This is a genomic window from Streptomyces uncialis (assembly GCF_001905345.1).
GTDB lineage: Bacteria > Actinomycetota > Actinomycetes > Streptomycetales > Streptomycetaceae > Streptomyces > Streptomyces uncialis.
Map to the genome: position 1 here is coordinate 1555404 of NZ_LFBV01000001.1, position 20972 is coordinate 1576375.

14 protein-coding genes and 1 pseudogene are annotated in these 20972 nt (G+C 71.6%); 3 read left to right on the forward strand and 12 right to left on the reverse strand.

The window, feature by feature from the left end:
* The first annotated feature begins 92 nt into the window (after positions 1–92).
* Positions 93–1538: an AI-2E family transporter gene (locus tag AB852_RS06705; protein ID WP_073784506.1), complete on the forward strand. Its 1446-nt coding sequence runs from the start codon at positions 93–95 to the stop codon at positions 1536–1538.
* A gap of 99 nt (positions 1539–1637) precedes the next feature.
* Here the strand turns inward: AB852_RS06705 and AB852_RS06710 are convergent, their stop codons facing one another.
* Both AB852_RS06710 and AB852_RS06715 read right to left on the reverse strand, forming a co-directional pair.
* On the reverse strand, positions 1638–2171 hold the full coding sequence (locus tag AB852_RS06710; protein ID WP_073784508.1) for an alkyl hydroperoxide reductase: 534 nt from the start codon (positions 2169–2171) through the stop codon (positions 1638–1640).
* Positions 2172–2173: 2 nt separating this feature from the next.
* The gene (locus AB852_RS06715) at positions 2174–2728 is read right to left on the reverse strand and encodes a peroxiredoxin (protein ID WP_073784510.1); all 555 of its coding nucleotides are present in this window, start codon (positions 2726–2728) and stop codon (positions 2174–2176) included.
* Positions 2729–2934: 206 nt separating this feature from the next.
* Between AB852_RS06715 and AB852_RS06720 the strand changes: the two genes are divergently transcribed.
* Complete coding sequence (locus tag AB852_RS06720) at positions 2935–3903, forward strand: LysR substrate-binding domain-containing protein (RefSeq protein ID WP_245876627.1); 969 nt, start codon at positions 2935–2937, stop codon at positions 3901–3903.
* A 958-nt stretch (positions 3904–4861) separates the two neighbouring features.
* Here AB852_RS06720 and AB852_RS06725 read toward each other — a convergent pair.
* The 5 genes from AB852_RS06725 to AB852_RS06745 all read right to left on the reverse strand — a co-directional run bounded on the left by AB852_RS06725 (position 4862) and on the right by AB852_RS06745 (position 9956).
* Positions 4862–7258 carry an ABC transporter permease gene (locus AB852_RS06725; RefSeq protein ID WP_425444151.1) on the reverse strand — a complete coding sequence of 799 codons (2397 nt, stop codon included), beginning with the start codon at positions 7256–7258 and terminating at the stop codon, positions 4862–4864.
* Positions 7255–7941, reverse strand: a complete 687-nt coding sequence (locus AB852_RS06730; RefSeq protein WP_073784512.1) for an ABC transporter ATP-binding protein — start codon at positions 7939–7941, stop codon at positions 7255–7257. The genes AB852_RS06725 and AB852_RS06730 overlap by 4 nt, the downstream gene beginning before the upstream one ends.
* Positions 7938–8462, reverse strand: a complete 525-nt coding sequence (locus AB852_RS06735; RefSeq protein ID WP_073784514.1) for a PadR family transcriptional regulator — start codon at positions 8460–8462, stop codon at positions 7938–7940. Before AB852_RS06735 ends, AB852_RS06730 begins: the two co-directional genes overlap by 4 nt.
* A gap of 271 nt (positions 8463–8733) precedes the next feature.
* Entirely contained in the window at positions 8734–9066 is a 333-nt protein-coding gene (locus AB852_RS41605; protein ID WP_399505506.1) for a type II toxin-antitoxin system antitoxin, read from the reverse strand.
* Positions 9063–9956 carry an SPFH domain-containing protein gene (locus AB852_RS06745; protein WP_073785556.1) on the reverse strand — a complete coding sequence of 298 codons (894 nt, stop codon included), beginning with the start codon at positions 9954–9956 and terminating at the stop codon, positions 9063–9065. Before AB852_RS06745 ends, AB852_RS41605 begins: the two co-directional genes overlap by 4 nt.
* A 327-nt stretch (positions 9957–10283) precedes the next feature.
* Between AB852_RS06745 and AB852_RS06750 the strand changes: the two genes are divergently transcribed.
* Entirely contained in the window at positions 10284–12629 is a 2346-nt protein-coding gene (locus AB852_RS06750) for a transglycosylase domain-containing protein (RefSeq protein WP_073784516.1), read from the forward strand.
* A 113-nt stretch (positions 12630–12742) separates the two neighbouring features.
* Here the strand turns inward: AB852_RS06750 and AB852_RS06755 are convergent, their stop codons facing one another.
* The 5 genes and pseudogenes from AB852_RS06755 to AB852_RS06775 form a co-directional block, all read right to left on the reverse strand.
* Complete coding sequence (locus tag AB852_RS06755; protein WP_073784518.1) at positions 12743–14206, reverse strand: catalase; 1464 nt, start codon at positions 14204–14206, stop codon at positions 12743–12745.
* A gap of 205 nt (positions 14207–14411) precedes the next feature.
* Positions 14412–16588 (reverse strand): annotated as a pseudogene (locus AB852_RS06760) (ATP-binding SpoIIE family protein phosphatase).
* A 90-nt stretch (positions 16589–16678) separates the two neighbouring features.
* On the reverse strand, positions 16679–17383 hold the full coding sequence (locus AB852_RS06765; RefSeq protein WP_073784520.1) for a class I SAM-dependent DNA methyltransferase: 705 nt from the start codon (positions 17381–17383) through the stop codon (positions 16679–16681).
* 93 nt (positions 17384–17476) lie between these two features.
* The gene (gene fomD / locus AB852_RS06770) at positions 17477–18154 is read right to left on the reverse strand and encodes a cytidylyl-2-hydroxypropylphosphonate hydrolase (protein WP_073784522.1); all 678 of its coding nucleotides are present in this window, start codon (positions 18152–18154) and stop codon (positions 17477–17479) included.
* A gap of 1305 nt (positions 18155–19459) precedes the next feature.
* Positions 19460–20890 carry a class II fumarate hydratase gene (locus tag AB852_RS06775; RefSeq protein ID WP_073784524.1) on the reverse strand — a complete coding sequence of 477 codons (1431 nt, stop codon included), beginning with the start codon at positions 20888–20890 and terminating at the stop codon, positions 19460–19462.
* Positions 20891–20972 lie beyond the last annotated feature (82 nt).

Genomic DNA, 20972 nt, shown 5'->3' on the forward strand with positions numbered 1-20972 from the left:
TTGGGCGGGCTCCGGGGACCCCGGGGGGATCGGTGAGCGGGAAACGCGGCGCACGCGCACAGCGGGACGGACGCCGGGAAAAGGTACGGATCATGTCACGAGTACCAGCCTGGCTGGGCCGGTTGGGGTCCGGGCTGACCCACCTCGGCGCCCAGTGGGAGGCGCGCCGCGCCGCCGCCGAGCGCCGCGGCGACCCCGACTACCCCGACGACGGCGACCCGCGCACCCGCCGTACGGATGACCACGGCCGCGCGGCGGGTGACACGAGCCCGCGCCCGGCCGTCGACGACCCGGACGCCGGACCCGCGACCCCCGTCACCTATCTGCCGGCCCTCGCCGCCCGGCCCGACCCGGCCGCCGCCGTGCCCTGGGGGCTGAGGGTCGCCGCCGAGGTCGGCTGGCGACTGCTCGTCCTCGCGGGCACGTTGTGGGTGCTGATGCGGGTCATCAGCGCCGTGCAGCTCGTCGTCCTCGCGTTCGTCGCCGCGCTGCTCATCACCGCCCTGCTCCAGCCGACCGTCGCCAAGCTCCGCCGCCACGGGGTGCCCCGCGGACCGGCGACCGCGCTCACTGCGATCCTCGGGTTCGTCTTCCTCGGGCTCGTCGGCTGGTTCGTGGTGTGGCAGGTCATGGAGAACATCGACAATCTCTCCGGCCAGGTCCAGAACGGCATCGACGACCTGCGCGACTGGCTGCTCAACAGCCCGTTCCATGTCACCGAGGACCAGATCAACGACATCGCGGGATCCCTGCGGGACGCCGTGGGGGCCAACACCGACTCGATAACGTCCGCCGGGCTGGAGGGCGTCACCGTCATCGTCGAGGCCCTGACCGGCATCCTGCTGACGATGTTCTCGACGCTGTTCCTGCTGTACGACGGACGCCGCATCTGGGAGTGGGTCCTCAAGCTGGTGCCGAGCGCCGCGCGCGGCGGGATCGCCGGGGCCGGACCGCGGGCCTGGCGGACCCTCACCGCGTATGTGCGCGGCACGGTGATCGTGGCCCTCATCGACGCGGTGTTCATCGGGCTCGGGATCTACGGCCTCGGGGTGCCGATGGCGGTGCCGCTCGCGGTGTTCATCTTCCTGTTCGCGTTCATCCCGCTGGTCGGCGCGGTGGTGTCCGGGGCGCTGGCGGTGGTCGTCGCGCTGGTCACCCAGGGGGTGGTCACCGCGGCGCTGACGCTCGGGGTGGTGCTGATGGTGCAGCAGATCGAAGGGCACATCCTCCAGCCGTTCATCCTCGGCCGGGCCGTACGGGTGCATCCGCTCGCGGTGGTGCTCGCGGTCGCCACCGGGGGCATGGTCGCGGGGATCGGCGGCGCGGTCGTCGCGGTGCCGCTGGTCGCGGTGACCAACACGGTCGTCGGCTATCTGCGCACCTACGCGCGGGAGTACGCGCTGCGGGACTCGCCGCCGCCGCACGGCGCCACCGCGCTGGGCATCGCACCCGTCCAGCCCGGGTCGGCCCCGGACATGTCGCTGGAGAAACCCGCTCCGGGGACGCCGCCGTCGCCCGCCGACCGCCCGGACGGCTGACGCCCCCTCATCCGTACCCGACCGGCGCGGACCGCGTACGGGCAAGGGCCCGGCAACGGCTGTCCGCCGCTGCCGGGCCCTTCCCCGGTTGTGTCGCGCTCAGCCGCGCAGGACGGCCTCGGAGTCCAGCGTGACGCCGATCGCCTGGATCACCGAGGCGATCTTGAACGCCTCCTGGATCACCTCGCGGTCGACCCCGGCCTTGCGGAGCACCTGCTCATGCGAGTCGAGGCACTGGCCGCAGCCGTTGATCGCGGACACCGCGAGGGACCACAGCTCGAAGTCGGTCTTCTCGACACCGGGGTTGCCGATGACGTTCATCCGCAGCCCGGCGCGCAGCGTGCCGTACTCCGGGTCCGACAGCAGATGCCGGGTGCGGTAGAAGACGTTGTTCATCGCCATGATCGCGGCGGCGGACTTCGCGGCGGTGTACGCCTCGGGGGAGAGGTTGGCCTTGGCCTCGGGCTCCAGCTCACGCAGCACGATCGGGGAGCGGGAGGCGATCGCGCAGGCCAGCACCGTGCCCCACAGCTGCTGCTGCGGGAGGTCGCTGTTGCCGATCACCGAACCGAGGTTCAGCCGCAGGTCCTTGGCGTAGTCCGGTATCGCGGACTTCAGCTCGTCGAGGGCCATGGTCACTCACCGGCCAGGAGCGCGACCGGGTCCAGGGTGGTCTCGCCCTTGCTCCAGTTGCACGGGCACAGCTCGTCCGTCTGGAGGGCGTCGAGGACCCGCAGGACCTCCTTGGGGTTACGGCCGACGGAGCCCGCGGTCACCATGGTGAACTGGATCTCGTTGTTGGGGTCGACGATGAACACGGCGCGCTGCGCGAAGCCGTCCTCGCCCTCGACGCCGCAGTCCCGCATGAGCTGGTGCTTGGAGTCCGCGAGCATCGGGAAGGGCAGGTCACGCAGGTCGGCGTGGTCCTTGCGCCAGGCGTGGTGCACGAACTCCGAGTCGCCGGAGGCGCCGAGGATCTGCGCGTCACGGTCGGCGAACTCGTCGTTCAGCTTGCCGAACGCGGCGATCTCCGTCGGGCACACGAAGGTGAAGTCCTTCGGCCAGAAGAACACCACGCGCCACTTGCCCTCGTAGGTCTTGTGGTCGATCTGCGCGAACTCCTGGCCGGTCTCCAGCGAGACACAGGCAGTCAGGTCGTACAGGGGGAACTGGTCACCGACAGTGAGCACGGGGGTAACTCCATGGGGCGTGAGGGTTTGGACAAATCCACCCTGTCACACAGCGCGACCGCCGGTGAAATCGATCAGTACGGTCACTGTGATCCGGTTCGCCGATCAATGCGGCCGGATGGTACATCTGGGGGAACGGTACGTTCCGGGCAGGTCCGGGGCGGTCCCGGCCCCCGGGGCCGGGCCGTGATCGGAGGAACGAATCAGTGGCCGGGAAGCCGGGCGCCCTGCGAGCGGGCGCTGTCAGCCGGGGCAAGCAGCCCAGTATCGCCCAGCTCCGGGCCTTCGCCGCGGTCGCCGAGCATCTGCACTTCCGGGACGCGGCGGCGGCCATCGGGATGAGCCAGCCCGCGCTGTCCGGCGCGGTCTCCGCGCTGGAGGACGTGCTCGGGGTCCAGCTCCTCGAACGCACCACCCGCAAGGTGCTGCTTTCGCCCGCCGGGGAACGGCTCGCCTGGCGTGCCAAGGGCGTGCTGGACGCGGTCGGTGACCTCCTGGAGGAGGCCGCGGCCGTCCGCGCGCCGTTCACCGGGACACTGCGGCTCGGGGTGATCCCCACGGTCGCGCCCTATCTGCTGCCGACGGTGCTGCGGCTCGCCCACGACACCTATCCGTCGCTGGAGCTGGAGGTCCACGAGGAGCAGACGGCCTCCCTCGTCGACGGACTCACCGGCGGACGGCTCGACCTGCTGCTGCTCGCGGTGCCGCTCGGGGTGCCCGGGGTGACCGAGCTGCCCCTCTTCGAGGAGGACTTCGTGCTCGTCACCCCGGCCGAGCACGAGCTCGCGGGGCGCGAGGGGATCGCCCGGGACGCGCTGCGCGGGCTCGATCTGCTGCTGCTCGACGAGGGCCACTGTCTGCGGGACCAGGCGCTGGAGGTGTGCCGGCACGCGGGGCGGGCGGAGGGTCCGGTGACGACGACCGCCGCCGGGCTGTCGACCCTGGTCCAGCTGGTCGCCGGGGGGCTGGGGGTCACGCTGCTGCCGCGGACGGCGGTGCCGGTGGAGACCGCGCGGGACGTGCGGCTGCGGACGGGGCGGTTCGCGGAGCCGGCGCCCAGCCGGCGGGTCGCGCTGGTGATGCGGACGGGGGCCGCGCGGGGCGCCGAGTACGGCGAGCTGGCGCACGCGTTGCGCGAACGCCTCGCGGGACTGCCGGTCCGGGTCCTCCGTTAGGCCCCGTCGCTCGCGCCTTCGAGGTCTGCCCGGCGGGACGCACTCCGTTCCTGTGCCGTCGCTTGTGGGGTGCGCAGTTCCCCGCGGGTCGCCTTCGCTTGCGCTTCCTAGGTCTGTCCGGGTGGGCGCGCTTGTTCCTGTGCCGTCGTTCGGTGGGTTTGCGCAGTTCCCCGCGCCCCTTTGGGGCGCATCCGGTCGGTTCTTCGGGTCGGTGCCGGTCGGGATTCTCCGTCCTCGATCCGACACGCTCGGTAAGCCGTTACGTTGCCCGACTGAAGAGCATCGGAGTCTGCGAGCAGAGATTCCCGCCCACCCCCTCCCGCAGCAGCGCGACTGCGGGAGGAGGGTGCTTTGAACGCCGACCCCGGTCGCTGACAGCCCGCAGCCGGACGAAAGCCCCGGGCGGGCGCCCCCAAAGGGGCGCGGGGAACTGCGCGAAGACGAGGACCGTCCCGCACCCGAAGAAGCGACCGCACTGGGGCACCACCCAGGGGCGCGGGGAACTGCGCGAAGACGAGGACCGTCCCGCACCCGAAGAAGCGACCGCACTGGGGCACCACCCAGGGGCGCGGGGAACTGCGCGAAGACGAGGACCGTCCCGCACCCGAGGGACAACCGCAATGGGGCACCACCCAGGGGCGCGGGGAACTGCGCACCCCCGGACAACCTGTGCAGGAACAAGTCCGCCCAGGTGGGGAACCCCAGGGGCGCGGGGAACTGCGCACCCCACGAGCGACCCGCACGGGACAAGTGCGCCCAGCCGGACAGACCTCGCAAGCGCAAGCGAAGGCGACCCGCGGGGAACTGCGCACCCCACGAGCGACCCGGACAGGACAAGTGCGCCCAGCCGGACAGACCTCGGAAGCACAAGCGGAACCGGTACGGGGACAAGGACGGGCTGAGGGGCCCCGGGCTCCTGGAGGGAACCCGGGGCCCCGGGAAAGGGGGACCCGGAGGGCTACTCCGTGCGGAGGCCCTCCGGCCGCATCAGGCGGAACAACGCCGGCATGCTCAGCGCAGTCACCAGGAACACCACCCCCGCCGCGATCCCGGTCATCGCCCACAGACTGTCCCAGTCGACCCGGATGCTCTCCCGCGTCATCGTGAGCAGCACCGCGCCGAGACCCAGTCCCACGATCACCGCCAGCACCAGCCCCAGCGCGATCGGGACCGCCGCCTGCCACAGCACGGACCACGCCAGGGTCCGCCGCCGCGTCCCGAACGCGACCAGCACCGACAGCAGCTTCTTGCGCTCGCGCAACTGCTCGATCTGGGAGATCAGCAGACTCGCGCCGATCAGCATCAGCACACAGGACGCCCCGATGGACAGTCCGGTGCGGATGTTCTCGAACGGCTCGGCCCTCTGCGGCGCGTTGTACGTCGAGGGGGAGGCGAACGGGCTCAGCTGGGCCGTCGCCGTACGCGCGTACTCGTACGCGTCCGGCTGGTCCTCGTCGATCTGGATGAACACCCTCGGGTGGAGCGCGCCGGCCGTGTCGTCCGGGAACGCCCCGGGGGTCACGAGGAACCCGTCCCGGCTGTATCCGGTGGGGTCGGGCGCCGGTTCGGCCTTGGTGAGCCGTCCGGGCAGCCGCCACGGGGCCTCCGCGCCCTTGAACATCTCGGACGAGGGGTCCAGATAGAGCGTGCCGCCCCGGTCCGCCAGCTTCTTGGTCCGCTTGCCGCTGTCGGTGGCGGAGTCGATCAGGAAGGTGTCACCGTCACGGCACGACGGCAGCTTCGCCACCTCGCGCAGCACCTCGCATCCGCCGACCGTGATCGGCACCGAGCTGTCGGAGTCCTTGCGGTGGCCCCCGGCCCAGCCCATGGCCATCGCGACGGTCCGCTCCACCCCGGTCGTGCCCGACAGCTTGCGCTCGGCGTCGGACACGGACACCGACTCGGGCAGATAGACGTCCATCTGGGCGCGGACCGGGCCCTGGCCGGGAATCGTGTAGTCGTCCTCGATCCCGGCGAACAGCATCTGGAGGGCGACCGCTCCGGCGACGGCCACGGCGATGCCGTTGACCATCCGGGCGGCGTTCCCGCTGCTGAGCTGGAGCCGCCGGACGGCCAGCTGCCAGGCCACCGGCCCGGCCCCGAGCCTGCCGACCAGGGCCTCGACGGCCCAGGGCAGCAGCGCGGTGATCCCGACGAGCAGCAGGACCGTACCGCCGACGACGAGGTACGTGTTGAAGAACCCGCCCTCCGAGCCTTGTCCGAACATCGGGACGAGCATCAGCAGTCCGAGGAACGGCACCAGCAGCCGCCACCACAGCTTGCGCGGTTTGGGCGCGGACGTCCGGACGACACCGAGCGGCTCGATGACGACCCCGCGCAGCGCGAACAGCGTCACGGCCACCGCGGCGACCGGCACGGACACCAGTACCAGCGCGACGAGCGCGGGGGTGGGGCTGAGGTCCTCGGGGAAGACGGAGATCCGCTCGACGGTGACCCGCTCGGCCAGCTGCCGGCCGGCGAGGAACATCCCGACGCCGAAGAGGAGTCCGAGCAGCGCGCCCGCGACCGTCTCGCCCGCCGCGATCCGGCGGGTCATCCGCGCGTCCGAGCCGACCAGGCGCAGCGCGGCCAGCCGCCGGTCCCGCCGTTCCCCGCCGAAGCGGACGGCCGTGGCGATGAACACCATGACCGGCATCAGCAGGACCACCAGGATGATCACGACCAGCAGCATCAGGATGGGGTCCAGCGGCTCTTTGAGCGTCTTGGCGCCGAAGCTGTCGATCCGTGTCGCGAGGGATTCGTCGGCCGTGAGGCCGTCGAGCTCGCCGGACCCCGCGTAGTAGAGGAGTTCGGCCGGGCCGATCAGCCCCTCGTCGGCGACGGTGCCGCTGATCCGGTACGGAAGGCGGTCCTTCAGCAGCTTTCCGTCCGGCGAGGCCAGCAGCTCGCGCAGGGCGGGGGAGACGTGCATCTCGCCCACGGCCGGGAACGCGCCGAGCCCGGGCGGCAGCGGGGCTCGCGGCCCCTCCGCCTTGAGGAGCCGTCCGCGGACGTCCCTGTCCCGGAAGGACGTGTCGGCCGGGGCCGTCAGCAGGGTGTTGTCCGCCTTGGCCAGCGGCTTGCCGGAGTACGACGTGTCCAACCGGGCGTCACCGCGGGCGGTGCGCTCGGCCAGGGCCTCCGGCACCGACGTGGTGAGCAGCAGCATGGCCGCCCCGAGGCCCACCCCGATCGCGGTGAGGAGTGTCCGGACCCAGGACTCCCGGCCGCCGGTGAAGGCGAACTTCACCCCCATCCCCAGATCACGGGTCCATCCGCTCACCAGGCCCCCGCGCGCGGGCGGGGCGGCCGGCCGCGCCACCGCGGGCCGGGCGGGTGTCCGCGTACCGGTCATACGGCGCGCTCCATGTCACGGGACTTGCCGTCGCGGACGACGATCTCGCGGTCGGAGTACGCGGCGACCCGCGCCTCATGGGTGACCAGGACGACGGCCGCCTGGGTGGAGCGGGCGGCCTCGGTGAGCAGTTCCATGACCCGCTCGCCGTTGAACGAGTCCAGGGCGCCGGTGGGCTCGTCCGCGAACAGCACCCGGGGGCCGGTCACCAGCGAGCGCGCCACCGCGACCCGCTGGCCCTGACCGCCGGACACCTCGCCGGGCCGTTTGTCCTTGAGGTCGTCGACCTCCAGCCTGCGCATCCAGTCGAGCGCGGTGGCCTCGGCGTGCTTGCGCGGGGTGCCGTTCAGCCGCAGCGGCAGCGCGACGTTCTCCACACAGCTCAGCTCGGGGACGAGCTGTCCGAACTGGAACACGAACCCGAAGTCGCTGCGCCGCAGCGCGCTGCGGTGCGCGTCGGACATGCCGTGCATCTCCCGGCCCTGGTACAGGATCGAGCCGGAGTCGGGGGTGACGATCCCGGCGAGGCAGTGCAGCAGGGTGGACTTGCCCGAGCCGGAGGGGCCCATGATCGCGACGACCTCGCCGGGATGGATGGAGAAGTGCGCTCCGTCGAGCGCGGGCGTGGGGCCGTACGTCTTGCGCAGATCCGTCGCGATCAGCAGGGAACCGGCGGGGGTCATGGGCGCACCTCCTGGGCGAGCTTGTCGAGACGCGCGGCGGTGAGTTCGAGCCAGCGCAGATCGGCTTCGAGATGGAACAGGGCGTGGTCGCAGATGAGCTGGTCGGCGAGGTCGCCCTTGCGTTTGCGGTCGGTGAGGACACGCATCATCCGCAGATGCTCCGAGCGCTGGGTATCGAGGATGTCGGCCGCGTCCCGGTGGGTGAGCAGCGCGAGGACGACCTTCGTGTACAGCGCGGACTGGAGATACGGCTCGGGCTTCTCCGGGGTCGCGAGCCAGCGCTGTACGTCGGTGACGCCGGCGTCGGTGATCGCGTACCGCTTGCGGTCGGGGCCGTCCCCCGCCTCGATCCCGTCGACCTCGACGAGTCCGTGCTTCAGCAGCCTGGACATGGTCGAGTAGACCTGCCCGTAGTGCAGGGGGCGGTCCTGCCCGAACTTCTCGTCGAAGGCCCGCTTCAGGTCGTACCCATGACGGGGACCGGATTCCAGGAGCCCTAGCAATGTGTGACCGATGGACATGACGAGAACTGTACACAGGGCGTATACACCGCAGGTATACGCGGGGTGCATAGCCGTGCGGGGCCGCCCCTTGAATGCGGTGTCTCCGCAGGTCAAAGAGTGTTTGTCACAGTTTCTCGACAGGCGTGGGCGACCGTGTGCGACCGGCCGGCGCCTCGGCCCCGATCCAGGCCCGCCCCGGGCCAGCGGAGCTCGGGGGCGCGGGGTCCACGCGAATCCGCGTGGACCCCGCGCCCCCGGTTGTGTCCGTGTACGCCGAGATCCCGGAGGGTCAGTCGTCCCCGCCGGGAGGCCGTCCCCGACGGGGGATCGGCTTGGCTCCGCCGGGCAGTCGCCCGGCCTCCCGCAGCGCCCTTCGCAGCAGGAACTCGATCTGCGCGTTCGCGCTCCGCAGCTCGTCCCCCGCCCACCGGGCCAGCGCGTCGTACACCAGCGGGTCGAGCCGCAGCAGTACCTGCTTGCGCGCCGCCCGGGCCGCGCGCGTCCCGGCGCTCCCGGTGTCCCGGGCGCCGGGGGCGCCGCCTTCGGCGGTCCCGTCATCGGGCCGCGCCGGGGGGACACCCCCGTCGTCCCCCCGGCGCTCCCGTCCCTCGTCGGGGCTCACTGGTACAGCGACCCCGTGTTGAGTACGGGCTGGACCGCCCGCTCGCCGCAGAGCACCACCATCAGGTTGGACACCATCGTCGCCTTCCGTTCCTGGTCCAGCTCCACCAGGTCGTGCTCGGTGATCCGCTCGATCGCCGCCTCGACCATCCCGACCGCGCCGTCGACGATCTGCCGCCGCGCGGCGACCACGGCCCCGGCCTGCTGGCGCTGGAGCATCGCGGAGGCGATCTCCGGCGCGTACGCGAGATGGGTGAAGCGGGACTCGATGATCTGGACCCCGGCCGCCTCGACCCGGGCGTGCAGCTCGACACCGAGCTTCTCGGTGATCTCCTCGGAGTTGCCCCGCAGCGAGAGCCCGTTCTCGTCGTGCGCGTCGTACGGGTACTCGATGGCGATGTGCCGGACGGCCGCCTCGGTCTGGGTGGAGACGAACTCCAGGAAGTCGTCCACCTCGAAGCTGGCCTGCGCGGTGTCCTCGACCCGCCACACCACGACCGCCGCCAGCTCGATGGGGTTGCCGTACGCGTCGTTGACCTTGAGGACGGCGGTCTCGTGGTTGCGCACCCGGGTGGAGATCTTCTCCCGGGTGGTCAGCGGATTGACCCAGCGCAGCCCGTCGGTGCGGATGGTGCCCCGGTAGCGGCCGAAGAGCTGCACCACCCGGGCCTCACCGGGCGCGACCATGTTCAGTCCGCTCATCGCGAAGAGCGCGAGGACGGCCACCGTGATGCCCAGGATGATCAGCGCGACCTTGACGCCGGTCGAGGCGCTGACCGCCCCGGCGACGATCAGCACCGCACCGGCCGCCGTGCCGAGCAGCCCCAGCAGCAGGGCGAGTCCGCCGCCGATGCTGTGCGCGGGGAACTCGGTGACCCGTGGCGCGGGCATGTCCGGGAGATCCGCTCCGCCGCCCACCCGGTCCACCGGTCCGCCGTTCCGTGCCGCCGCCAAGCCTTCGTCGGACATGGAAGCCCCCGTTCCGTGAGGGGTCCCGGGCATCGGAGGCCCGGAACCGTTCTAGCAAAGTGATATCACTTTATCGGAAAGGGCAACCTTCCGCATCCCCAGGTCGTCGGTTCCGGTGGGACGGGTGCTCTTTGTCACGGCACTAAATGACCTGGTCTGCCGGAATCTGTCCCGACGTGCGGTGTTAGTTTTCAGAGCTGACCTCAGGTGAGCGACCGGACACGAGCGAGAAGCGGAGCGAGCGGACCCATGGGGCGAGCGGAGGAACGACGGGCGCGCCAGCGCGCCGGGCGGCGTACGCGGCGCGGGCGCCCGGCCCGGGGCGGACGCACCGGCATACGCCGGTTCCTCACCTGGCGGAAGCTGCTCGGCACGTTCTTCGGATTCATCCTGCTGGGCATGGCCGCCTTCGTCGTGCTCTACCTCGTGGTCGACGTCCCCGAGGGCAACGCCCAGGCCAAGAAGCAGAGCAACGTCTACAAGTACCGGGACGGCACGATCCTCGCCCGCACCGGTGAGGTGAACCGCGAGATCGTGGATCTGGAGCAGGTCCCGCAGGATGTGCAGCGGACCTTCGTCGCGATCGAGAACAAGTCGTTCTACAACGACAAGGGCGTCGATCTGAAGGGCACCGCCCGGGGTGTGCTCAACACCCTGTCCGGCAAGGGCAAGCAGGGCGGCTCCACGATCACCCAGCAGTACGTCAAGAACTACTACCTGACGCAGGAACAGACCGTCACGCGCAAGCTGAACGAACTGGTCATCTCGCTGAAGGTCGACCGGGAGCGCTCCAAGGAGTACATCCTCGCCGGGTACATCAACACCAGCTACTACGGTCGCGGCGCGCACGGCATCCAGGCCGCCGCCCAGGCGTACTACCGCGTCGACGCCAAGGACCTCACCGTCGCCCAGGGCGCGTATCTCGCCTCCCTGCTCCAGGCCCCCAGCTCGTACGACTGGGCCACCGCCTCGAAGCGGGGCAAGGGACTGGTCTCCTTCCGCTGGAACAAGACCCTGGACAACATGGTCGAGAAGGGCTGGCTGGACGCGGCGGAGCGCGAGAAGCAGAAGTTCCCCGTGCCGGAGGAGCCGCGTCCCGCGCCCGGTCAGAGCGGCCAGACCGGATATCTGGTGCAGGCCGCCGACGCCGAGCTGGAGAAGCGCTTCGTCGCCGAGGGGCTGACCCAGTCGCAGGCCGAGTCGCAGGTCCAGGCGGGTGGCTGGACCTTCACGCTGAACATCGACAAGAAGAAGCAGGAGCTGCTGGAGAAGGCCGTCAAGACGCAGCTCACCAGCAAGCTCGATCCCAAGAAGCGGCCCGTGGACGGGGACGTCCAGGCGGGCGCCGCGTCCGTGGACCCGAAGAGCGGCGCGGTCGTCGCGATGTACGGCGGCGTGGACTACTTCAAGCACTTCACCAACAACGCGACCCGCCGGGACTACCAGCCCGCCTCGACGTTCAAGCCGCTGATCTACGCCGCCGCGCTGGAGAAGGACGCCGAGACCCAGGACGGCGACCCGATCACCGCGAACACCGTCTACGACGGCGACAGCAAGCGCCCCGTGGTGGGCAGCGACATCGGCTTCGCACCGCCCAACGAGGACGATGTCGACTACGGCGACGTCACCGTGCAGAAGGCGATGAACAAGTCGGTCAACTCCGTCTTCGCGCAGATGGGCGTCGATGTCGGGATGCCCGAGGTGATGCGGATGGCGGGCGTCCTCGGGATGGACGTCAAGGGTCTTGAGGCGGTGCCCGCGCAGACACTCGGCACCATGGGCGCCAGCCCGCTGGAGATGGCCGGGGTCTACGCGACCCTCGACAACCACGGCAAGAAGGTCACCCCGGCGGTGCTGAGGTCCGCGACCCACAAGGACCGCACGGTCGACCTCCCCGACCCGGTCGGCGGCCAGGTCGTCAAGCGCACCACCGCCGACGCCGTCACCTCGGTCCTCACCGGAGTGGTCGACGACGGCACCGGCAGCGCCGTGCGCGACCCCGACCAGGACGTGGCGGGCAAGACCGGCACCTCCGACGAGAACCGCTCCGCGTGGTTCACCGGCTACACCCCGGACCTCGTCACCTCGGTCGGCCTCTTCGGCGAGGTGCCCAAGGACCGCGAGGACAAGAACGGCGACAAGGTCGCCCGCGGCTCGCAGACCAGCCTCAAGGGCGCCACCGGCGGCGGCCGGATCAGCGGCGGCGGCTTCCCCGCCCGGATCTGGGCCGACTACACCTTCGGCGCGATCGGCAAGCCGTCCGAGTTCGACCTGGACATCGAGCAGGAGCAGGCGTTCTCCCCGCCCGCCGAGCCCAGCGAGACCCCCTCGTCGCAGCCGCCGACCACTCCGGCGCCCTCGCGGACGCAGGAGGAGGAAGAGCCGGAGACCGAGACCAGCCAGGAGCCGGAGGAGCCCGCGCGGTCCAGCAGCAGCGCGCCGCCGACCAGCCCCAGCACCGACCCGGGGACCGAGCCGGAGGAACCGGGCGGGGAATCGCCGGGCCCCCCCTCCACCACGACCAGCCCGCCCCCCACCACCAGCCAGTCCCCGGAGGAGCCCGCCGAACCCGGCACCGCCGCCGACGAGGGCTGAGCCCCGGCCGTACGCGCACGCCAGAGCGCCCGGACCCGTACCGGAACACCGGACACGGGACCGGGCGCCTTGCTGTCCCTCCTGCCGAGGGGGTTCGCGCGGCGGTGGGTCCGTCAGCCGCCGTTGACGTTGGCCGCGACCCGGTCGCCCAGGTCCTTGTCGACATTGCGCCAGTACTGGATCGCCCGGTCCAGCACCGGACGGCTCACCCCGGCCTTCAGATGCCCGCTGATGTTCGACACCAGCCGGTCCCGGGCCGCGTCGTCCAGCACCTCACGGACCATCGTGCCCGCCTGGCCCCAGTCGTCGTCCTCGCGGTGCAGCGCGTACGCCTCCCGGACCATCTCCCCGGCCGACGCCCAGCCCGCGACCTCCCCGAACCGCTCCGTGTCCGCCGCCGGACCGCCGTACGAGTTGGGCGCGTACACCGCGCCCACCCGGGCGGGCTCGTAACGCATCGGACCGTCCTTCGCGTACGAGGCGACCGGCGAGTGCGGCCGGTTCGGCGGGAGCTGCGCGTAGTTCGGGCCGATCCGGTACCGGTGGGTGTCCGGGTACGAGAAGAGCCGGCCGAGCAGCATCTTGTCGGGCGACGGACCGATCCCGGGCACCATGTTCGACGGCTCGAACGCGGCCTGCTCGATATGGACGAAGTAGTCCTCCGGGTTGCGGTCCAGCGTCATCCGGCCGACCTCGATCAGCGGGTAGTCGCCGTGCGGCCACACCTTGGTCAGGTCGAACGGGTTGAAGCGGTAGTCCGCCGCGTCCTCGAACGGCATGATCTGGACGTGCATCGTCCACGACGGCGCGTCACCGGACTCGATCGACTCGTACAGGTCCCGGCGGTGCTTGTCCGCGTCGGTGCCCGCCAGCTCGTCGGCCTCCTCCTGGGTCAGGAAGTCGATGCCCTGGTCGGTCTTCATGTGGTACTTGACCCAGAACCGTTCCCCGCCGCCGTTCACCCACATGTACGTGTGCGAGCTGTAGCCGTTCATGTGGCGGTACGTCTTCGGGATGCCCCGGTCGCCCATCAGCCAGGTGACCTGGTGGGCCGTCTCCGGGGAGAGCGTCCAGAAGTCCCACTGCATGTCGTTGTTGCGCAGCCCGGTCCGCGGATGGCGTTTCTGCGAGCGGATGAAGTCCTGGAACTTCTGCGAGTCCCGCACGAAGAACACCGGCGTGTTGTTGCCGACCAGGTCGTAGTTGCCGTGCTCGGTGTAGAACTTCAGCGCGAAGCCCCGGGGGTCGCGCCAGGTGTCGGGCGAGCCCTGCTCACCGGCGACCGTGGAGAACCGCGCCAGCATCTCCGTCCGCCTGCCCGGCTGGAACAGATCGGCCTTGGTGAACTGGCTGACGTCATTGGTGACCTCGAAGAACCCGTACGCGCCGCTGCCCTTGGCGTGCACGACCCGCTCCGGGACCCGCTCCCGGTTGAACTGGGCCATCTTCTCGATCAGATAGTGGTCCTGGAGCAGTACCGGGCCGTCCGGGCCCACGGTCAGCGAGTGCTCGTCGCTCTCGACGGGGATGCCGGCGTTGTTCGTCGTGTACGGGGCGGGTTTCGGTGCCTCGGTCACGAGCGTCCTCCCATGCGTGAGGGTGCCGGGGGACACGGGGGGATGTCCCCCGGGGTGTGGGCGCTTCGTCCACCACGCCAGTCAACTCCGCCGACGGGCTGTCGGCAACATTTGGCCACGCTCCGGCGGTGGCATTTGGCCACGCTCCGGCGGTGGGAGGGCTCCCGTGGCCGTGGGACCCCTCCCACGGCCACGGGACCGGCGGTCAGCCGGGCGGGGACTGGTTCCGCGCCAGCTCGAACCACACGACCTTGCCCGTACTCAGCCGGGTCGCGCCCCACCGCCGCGCCAGCTTGTTCACCAGGTACAGCCCACGGCCGCCCTCGTCGGTCGCCCGCGCCTGCCGCAGCCGGGGCAGCTGCGGTACGTCGTCACCGACCTCGCAGCGCAGCACATCGGTGCGCAGCAGCCGCAGCGTCACCGGCCGCGACGCGTACCGCACCGCGTTCGTCACCACCTCACTGACCAGCAGCTCCACCGAGTCCGACAGATCCTCCAGGCCCCACCGCTTCAGGGCGCCCCGGGCGAGGCGCCGGGCCCGGCTGGGCGCCCGGTCCTCCGGTTCGAGGAACCAGTACGCCACGTCGCTCGGCGCGATCCCGTCGAAACGGGCCGCCAGCAGCGCGATGTCGTCGTCGCGGTCCCCGGGCCCCAGCATGTCCAGGACCTCGTCGCACAGCGCTTCCAGCGGCGGCGCGTGATCGGGACCCGTGAGCTGCGCGGTCGCCTCCAGCCGGGCCCGCAGCTGCTCGATGCCCGCGACCACGTCCCGCAGCCGCGACTCCACCAGCCCGTCCGTGTACAGCAGCAGCGTCGCCCCGGCCGGCGCGTCCAGCTCCACCGCCTCGAAGTCGACCCCGCCCACCCCGATCGGCGCACCGGCGGGCACCCGCAGCACCTCGGCCTTCCCGCCCAGATGCAGCAGCACCGGCGGCGGATGGCCCGCGTTGGCGATCGTGATCCGGTGCGATACCGGGTCGTACACCGCGTAGAGACACGTCGCCATCCGGTCGTGCCCGAGCCGCTGCGCCTGTTCGTCCAGATGGTGCAGCACCTCCTGCGGCGGCAGATCCAGACCCGCCAGGGTCTGTGCGGTCGTCCGCAGCTGCCCCATGATCGCCGCCGATGTCATGGAGTGACCCATCACATCACCGACGACCAGCGCGACCCGGCTGCCGGGCAGCGGGATCGCGTCGTACCAGTCACCGCCCACCCGGGCCGTCTCCGCGGCCGGGAGATAGCGCGACGCGAGCCGCACCCCCGTCGGCCGGGGCAGGGTCTCCGGCAGCATCGTCCGCTGGAGCTCGTCCGCGATGTACGCCTCCCGCCCGTACAGCACCGCCTTGTCGATACCGAGCGCGCTGTGCGCGTGGCGAGCTGCGCCGCCACCAGCAGGTCCTCGGAGTCGAACGCGGGACGGTCGGGGCGGCGCAGGAAGATCGCCGCGCCGATCACCCGGCGGCGTCCGCGCAGCGGCGCGAGGATCGTGTGCCGGCCGTTCGGCACGGTACGGGCCTCACCGAGCAGCTCGGGCAGCGCGTCCTGCGCGGCGTCCGCGAACACCGGCCGCACCCCGCGCAGCACCTCGGCGAGCGCCCCGCCCGGCCGTACGGTGCACAGCTCGGTGGTCCCGGTGGCCTCCAGGTCGAGCTGGATGGCGGGCAGGGTGCCCGCCTCGGTGTCCCGGTCCTCGGGGATACGGTCGGTCCGGCGCAGCCGCAGCACCACCGGGCCGGTCGGCCGCTCGTCACCCACGGGCAGCGGGTCCCGCAGATAGACCAGGATCGCGTCGGAGAAGGTCGGCACGGTCGCCCGGCACAGCCCCATCACGATCTCGTCCAGGTCCAGCCCGCGGGCGATCCGCCGGGTCGCCGCGCCCACGAACCGCAGCCGGTCACCGTCCCGCCGCATATGCGTCACCCCGGCGGGCCCGCCGGACGGCGCGCCGCCCCGGCGCTCCACCCCACCGGGCGGCCCGGGGGCCGCCGCGTCCTTCGGGTCGCGCGGCACGCTCTCACCGTGTTCCGTGGGGCCCTCCGGGTCGCTGCGGGTGGTCTGCGGCTCCGCGCGGGCGCCGTCGTGCCGCGCCGGGCCTTCCTCGGCGGGCACCCCGCCGGGGTCGGGGCGGGGCCCGGACCGGACCCGCCCGCCGGACCCCTCGGGGCTCGGCTGGGCGTGTTCCGCGCCGGAGGCGGGTTCGGGGTCCGCGCCGCCGCGGGCCCCGCCGGAGCGGGGCTGGGACGGCATCGCGGACGCCGTCCCCGGAACGCTCGGGTCCGGCGACGCCTGGGCACGCAGCAGTGCCCCGCGGGGGTCCACGGGGGCGGGAGGACCGGCCGTACCGTACTGGCGGCCCTCTGAGGGCAGTGGATGCTCCGTCACGCGTGTCGAATCCGTCCGTCCGGGGCTGCGCGCCACGCGGTCAAGCGGTCACCTGGCGGGTGCCGGGTGGAACCGCGCGGCACACGGTGATCAGGTGCGTCGGCAGTTGAGGAACAGTTGGTGCTCGGGTGGTGCGTCCGCCCTGGCGGGCGCGTACGAGTGCAGCTCCTCCGCGGTGATCTCGAAGCCCGCCTCCCGCACCACCTCGCGCAGCTCGTCGCGCAGGAAGCCGGACACGCGGATGTAGTGGCTCATGAACGGGATCTCGGCGTCGTCGAGGTCGGCCTCGACCATCGACAGCGCCAGGACACCGTCCGGCTTGAGGAGCCGGTGGAACTGCCTCAGCGCATAGGGTATTTCGGCGCGGGGCAGCATCAGCAGTGTGAAGAAGCAGGTGATCCCGTCGAAGCGGCCCAGTCCGCCCGGCCCCTCGACGCGCAGCGAGGCCAGGTCCCGGTGCAGGAACTCGGCCTCCGGGACATGGGCCCTCGCGAGCTCCAGCATCCCCTCGGAGAGGTCCACCCCGGTCACGGAGTGTCCCGCGTCCACCAGCTGGCGGGCCGTCGGCACGCCGGTGCCGCAGCCCACGTCCAGGACGCGCGCCTTGTCCGGCAGCTCGGCCAGCAGCCGTCCCACCGCGGTGACCTGCCCCTCCTTATGGGGGAACGCGTCGTCGTACCGTCCACCGATGGCGTCGAACGCCTCGGCCTGACCTGTGCGGTCGGGTGCGGCATCGCCGAACCCGTCGTACGCCTCGTCGCGCTCGCTCACGCTCTGGCCACCCCTCGATGACATCCTGTCAGCCCTCGCGCAAGCCCAAGGAGTTGCTGCTGTGCGCCCTTGCGGAGGACGATCCTACGTTTGAACCATGGGGGCACATCAAGGGTCTCATGAGGACACTTGCGCGGGGGTGCGATCCCAGTTGTCCGGCAAGGCCGGAATCGGCCATGCCGGATCGGGCCGCCAGCCGGGCCAGCCGTCCGCGAACGGCGGACCCCAGCTCCTGATCACCTCGACCGCCGCGTCTCCCGCCTCCCTCACCCGGCGCGCCTGCCGCGGGCCCATCAGCCCGGCCCGCTGTGCCTGCGCGAACTCGTCCTCGTCGTGCCACTGCCAGCTTCGGTCGGGGCGTACGGAGATGTCCAGGAAATGGTCCTCCGAATCCACCCCGCCGTCCCAGCGGACCCGTGGCTCCTCCAGATTCACGTACCAGTTCTTGAACCGCCAGTCGGGGTACCAGAACAGCCACACCGACCAGGGTTCCCCGGGCCGGGCCAGCTTCAGCACCCCGGCGCCCGACCAGTGGTCCCGGCGGACGGTACGGGGCTTGGTGTAGCGGGTGGCCAGCGGTTCCGCGTGCAGGGGGGTGCCGTCGGTGAGCACCGGACGGACGCATTCCGTGCCGGGGGCCATCCACGCGGCCAGCAGGTCGGGGGTGTCCTGGACGACGGTGACCGGCCGGCAGATGTGGAAACCGTCCCCGCCGTTCGCCCGGTACCGCCACAGGATCCGGGTCCCCGCACGCCACGGCTCCCCCCGCCCACGCACCTCGTTCTCGCCTGCCATGCCCAGATACTAGGAGCCGCCCTCGCGCGGCGCGCGGGAAATCCCCCACGAACCCCCGTCCGGGGAGGCCCGAGCCCCACGTCCCGCCCCGCCCCGGCGCACACGTCCGGTTGGCCCGCGCCCCAGGTACGCCCGCGCGCACCCGCCCGTTCCCGCGCCCCTGGGTCTGCCCGGGTGGTCGTACTTGTTCCTGTGCGGGTCGCCCGTGGGATGCGCGGTTCCCCGCGCCCCTTAGGGTTCCCCACCTGGACGTACTTGTTCCCGTGCCGTCACCCGGTGGGTGCGCAGTTCCCCGCGCCCCTGGGTTTCCTGTGCCGGGCGTACCTGTTCCTGTGCGGGTCGCTCGTGGGGTGCGCGGTTCCTCGCGCCCCTAGGGTTCCCCACCTGGACGTACTTGTTCCCGTGCCGTCGCTCGGTGGGTGCGCAGTTCCCCGCGCCCCTGGGTTTCCTGTGCCGGGCGTACCTGTTCCTGTGCGGGTCGCTCGTGGGGTGCGCGGTTCCTCGCGCCCCTGGGTCTGCCCGGGGGACGTACTTGTTCCCCGTGCAGGTACTCCGTGGTTTTGCGCCGTTCCCCGCGCCCCTGGATGCTGCCCCGATCCGTTGCTCTTCGGGTGCGGGGCTGCCCTCGTCTTCGCGCAGTTCCCCGCGCCCCTTTCGGGGCTCTCGATCCGTCGCCGGTCAGGTGCCGCCCGCACCCGACCGCCCGGACCAGGCGGCACCCCCAGGGGCACGAGGAACCGCGCACCCACCGAGCGACGGCACAGGAATGAGTCCGCCCAGCACAGGCGACCCCAGGGGCGCGGGGAACTGCGCACTCCACAAGCGACCCGCACAGGAACAATTTCGCTCACCCGGACAAACCCAGGGGCGCGGGGAACTGCGCACCCCCGGAGTACCCGCACGGGAACAAGTACGCCCAGCCGGACAAACCCAGGGGCGCGGGGAACTGCGCACCCACCGAGTGACGGCACAGGGAATAAGTGCGCCCACCCGGACAGACCCAGGGGCGCGGGGAACTGCGCACCCCCGGAGTACCTGCACGGGAACAAGTACGTCCAGGTGGGGAACCCCAGGGGCGCGAGGAACCGCGCATCCCACGGGCGACCCGCACGGGAACACGTACGCCCACCGGGCAGACCCAGGGGCGCGGGGAACTGCGCACCCCACGAGCGACCAGCACAGGAACGAGTGCGTCCACCCGGGACAACCCAGGGGCGCGAGGCACCCACCAAGCGACCCGCACAGGAACGAGTGCGTCCGGCGCGGGCAACCGCAGGGGCGGGCCCGGGTAGGGGTCGGGTGGGGTCAGGGGCGGGTCATGCGGAGGACGTCCAGCGCGGCGTCCAACTGGTCGAGCGTGAGAACGCCCCGCTCGACATACCCCCCCTCCAGCACCACCTCACGAATCGTCCGCCGCGCGGCCAGCGCCCGCTTCGCCACCTTCGCCGCCTCCTCGTACCCGAGGTACTTGTTCAGCGGGGTCACCACGGACGGCGAGGACTCCGCGTACTCCAGCGCCCGCTCCCGGTCCGCGACGATCCCGTCGACCGTCCGGTCGGCGAGCAGCCGCCCCGCGTTGGCCAGCAGCCGCACGGACTCCAGCACGTTCTTCGCGATGACCGGCAGCATCACGTTCAGCTCGAAGTTCCCGGACGCCCCGGCCACGGTGATCGCCGTGTCGTTGCCGATGACCTGCGCGGCGACCATCAGCACCGCCTCGGGGACCACCGGGTTCACCTTGCCGGGCATGATCGACGACCCGGGCTGGAGATCGGGCAGGACGATCTCCGCGAGCCCGGTCCGGGGCCCGCTGGCCATCCAGCGCAGATCGTTGGAGATCTTCGTCAGCCCCACCGCGACGGTCTTCAGCTGTCCGCTGGTCTCGACGATCCCGTCCCGCGCGCCCTGCGCCTCGAAGTGGTCCCGGGCCTCCGTCAGCGGCAGCCCGGTCGCGGCGGCGACCTCGGAGATCACCGCGGCCGAGAACCCGGGCGGGGTGTTGATCCCGGTACCGACGGCCGTACCGCCCAGCGGCAGCTCCGCCAGCCTCGGCAGCGAGGCCCGCAGCCGCTCCACGCCGTAGCGGACCTGGGCCGCGTACCCGGCGAACTCCTGGCCGAGGGTGACGGGGGTGGCGTCCATGAGGTGGGTCCGGCCCGACTTCACGACATCCGCGAACTCCTCCGCCTTGCGCTCCAGCGCGGCGGCGAGATGGTCGAGCGCGGGGATCAGGTCCCGGGTGACGGCCGCGGTGGCGGCGATATGGATCGAGGACGGGAACACGTCGTTCGACGACTGCGAGGCGTTCACATGGTCGTTCGGATGGACGGACCGGCCGAGCCGCTCGCTCGCGAGGGTCGCCAGCACCTCGTTGGTGTTCATGTTGGACGAGGTGCCCGACCCGGTCTGGAACACATCGACGGGGAACTGGTCGTCCCAGCGGCCCTCGGCGACCTCCGCCGCGGCGGCCACGATCGCGTCGGCGGTGTCCCGCTCCAGGACCCCGAGGTCCGCGTTGACCTTCGCCGCGGCGGCCTTGATCCGGGCCAGCGCCTCGATATGGGCGCGTTCCAGCCGCTGCCCCGAGATGGGGAAGTTCTCCACGGCCCGCTGGGTCTGCGCCCGCCACTTCGCGCCGGAGGGGACCCGCACCTCGCCCATGGAGTCGTGTTCGACGCGGTACCCGCCGTCGTCACCGCTGGTCGTGCCCTTGTCGCCGTCGTGCGCGCTCGCCATCGTGGTACTACCTCCAGAGCCGGTCGGTCAGAGTTCCCGCAAGGGTGAGCGGTTGTCCTGTTCCCGCTATTCCCCTGCCCCC